Below are 2,153 nucleotides of genomic sequence, written 5' to 3'. Positions count from 1 at the left end.
TCAGAAGCTTGATAATCCAACTTTGCCCGTATCACGATGTGGGTTTGGTGCTGTAAGACAAATAAAATTTCGATATTTTTCTCTTTTAATCCGATTAAATCTGTGGTATTAAAAGATGTTCTATATGAGTCTTTCTAATGATGGTTTGGTCGCTTTCCATTATAAGTCATATGGGACTTTTTCAACACTCAAAAAAGCTCCATAATCTCCTTAGCGGAGTTACCCATTACAGATATTATAGAGCCTACATAAGGGAGTCATCTTATTTTCCACTAAAGATTAGCGGAAAAAGTGCATGCAAAACCAACACCTTAATTTATGATTTTTGATAAGGTGTTACAATAATAGTGCATAACCCCTTTATTGATTTTTGGTTGAAGTATAATCGTAAAGTTTGTTATGCGTTATGAGGTAATACATTGTCCGAATGAGATGATGTATGGAGGCAATCGTGTGTGGCTTGGTTGAAGTCGTTTGCGATTGTCTTTTTCGTTTCTCATAAAAGTCTGCGATATGGTACGGCTTGGTGTGACTAGCTGAAGCAATATTATGAATGCATTTGAAAAGAATCTTCCTGGCATAAGGGTTGCCGCGTTTGGTGATGTGTTCCTGTGCCAAAAAGTTTCCAGATTCATAGTGCCTAAGATCAATGCCGATAAAGGCGTTAATTTGATTGGCAGAATGAAACCGCCGAATGTCACCGAGTTCGCCAATAATGCTTGTTGCAGTAGTCTCTGCGATACCAGGAATAGAGAGAAGGATCTCATATTCTGGTAAGGGCTTAACTAGAGTAACCATTTGATCTAAGACAGCTTTCCTGCGTGTTCAGAAAGTCTGATTAATTCTTGTGCATAGTATTTGACCTCTTCCATCATTGGAGAGGTTTTCTTGGCGGCGCAATAAGATCGATTAGCTGGTGCAGTTAGTTTCTCTGCTAAGTAAGCCACACGCTTGTCAGAGATGCGTTTTGAGATGGATTGACGAATGATAGCTGATAGGTTCAGTATGGTTCAAATCTAGCACAAAGCCCTTGCAGGGAAAAGCAGTGGCTAAGTTCCAGTATTGTTCTCCAGTTTGCGTTGCCAAGAGGTTCTCCAAATCAGGGAAAGTGACTTGCAAGACCTTGTGTAACCTGTTTTTAGTACGGACAATATCATCAGTCAAATTCTGATAGAAACGGCTGGGGTCACGCAAGTTTCTTGAACATAGGTCGATTTTCATTGAGTATTATTTCGTTTTCTGAGTTCCATTAGCTCACGCTGCTTATCTGTCAAATTATCAACAGACTTGAAGGAAGCAGTTGTTCTTGCCTGTCTGATCCACTTGTCAAAGGTTGAGGGAGTTAAATTATATTCTTTGATCAGTTCACTGCGTTTTCTTCCTGCATGTGAAGGTCAACAAGAGTTGTTTGAACTCGTCAGTGAAGTGACGGCGAATTTTTCTAGACATATTTTTCTCCTACTTCTTTAGTGTAGAACACTTTATTTTTCTGTTTAGTTTAGTATAACCTATTCAGTCTGATGTGAAGGGGGTAGAGATTTACTATATCCCTATTCTTCTCATGAAAGAGAAACAAATGAGGCCCTCAACGGTCTTCTGATAGAGTTTCTTTTTTTAACCCATTAACGACAGAAGAACTTAATCACTACGTCTCTGCTATCAATGACAGACCTAGACGACTTCACAAGTATAAAATCGCGTATTTTCTGCTTGCGCTAGCCCAAACAGCCTAAAAAAGTATTCTAGCTCAGTATGAATGCTGTTGCAACTTGACTTGACAATTGAGAAAATGAAAGTTCTAAATGAAGTTAACCACTTAGGGTATGAAAAAACATCTCAGAGAGATATAATGTAATCACTACAATAATTAGAAGAAGTCTGAGATGCAAGACTATTATACACTAAAAGGAAAACAGCTAACACTAGCAGATCGTAGAAATATTGAACATTGGATCAACAACTATCCCAAAAAGTGCTTGATTATAAATCTCCCAGAGAGTTTGTACAAAGTGGCTAACTTCAACTTAAAATTTGGCGACAATTGAGGAAAATAAAAAAATCCCCACTTGTCAAGTCAAGTGCAACAAGTTCATTGATAATTAGAGCTCCAGAGGTTAAGCTGTTTGGGCTAGCCCAAACAAAATATTTGCGGT

Annotated in this window: 3 pseudogenes; 1 reads left to right on the top strand and 2 read right to left on the bottom strand. The window is 38.2% G+C overall.

The window, feature by feature from the left end:
• Positions 1-360 precede the first annotated feature (360 nt).
• Positions 361-1,200 (bottom strand): annotated as a pseudogene (locus A3GS_RS11800) (transposase); the annotation flags it as partial.
• 29 nt (positions 1,201-1,229) lie between these two features.
• A pseudogene (locus tag A3GS_RS12495) lies at positions 1,230-1,449 on the bottom strand (transposase); the annotation flags it as partial.
• A gap of 67 nt (positions 1,450-1,516) precedes the next feature.
• Here A3GS_RS12495 and A3GS_RS12490 point away from each other — a divergent pair.
• Positions 1,517-1,733: pseudogene (locus A3GS_RS12490) on the top strand (IS30 family transposase); the annotation flags it as partial.
• Positions 1,734-2,153: the final 420 nt, after the last annotated feature.

Origin of the sequence: Streptococcus caballi DSM 19004 (genome assembly GCF_000379985.1) — a bacterium.
Taxonomy (GTDB): Bacteria; Bacillota; Bacilli; order Lactobacillales; family Streptococcaceae; genus Streptococcus; species Streptococcus caballi.
This window is presented reverse-complemented; position numbering and strand designations above follow the sequence as displayed.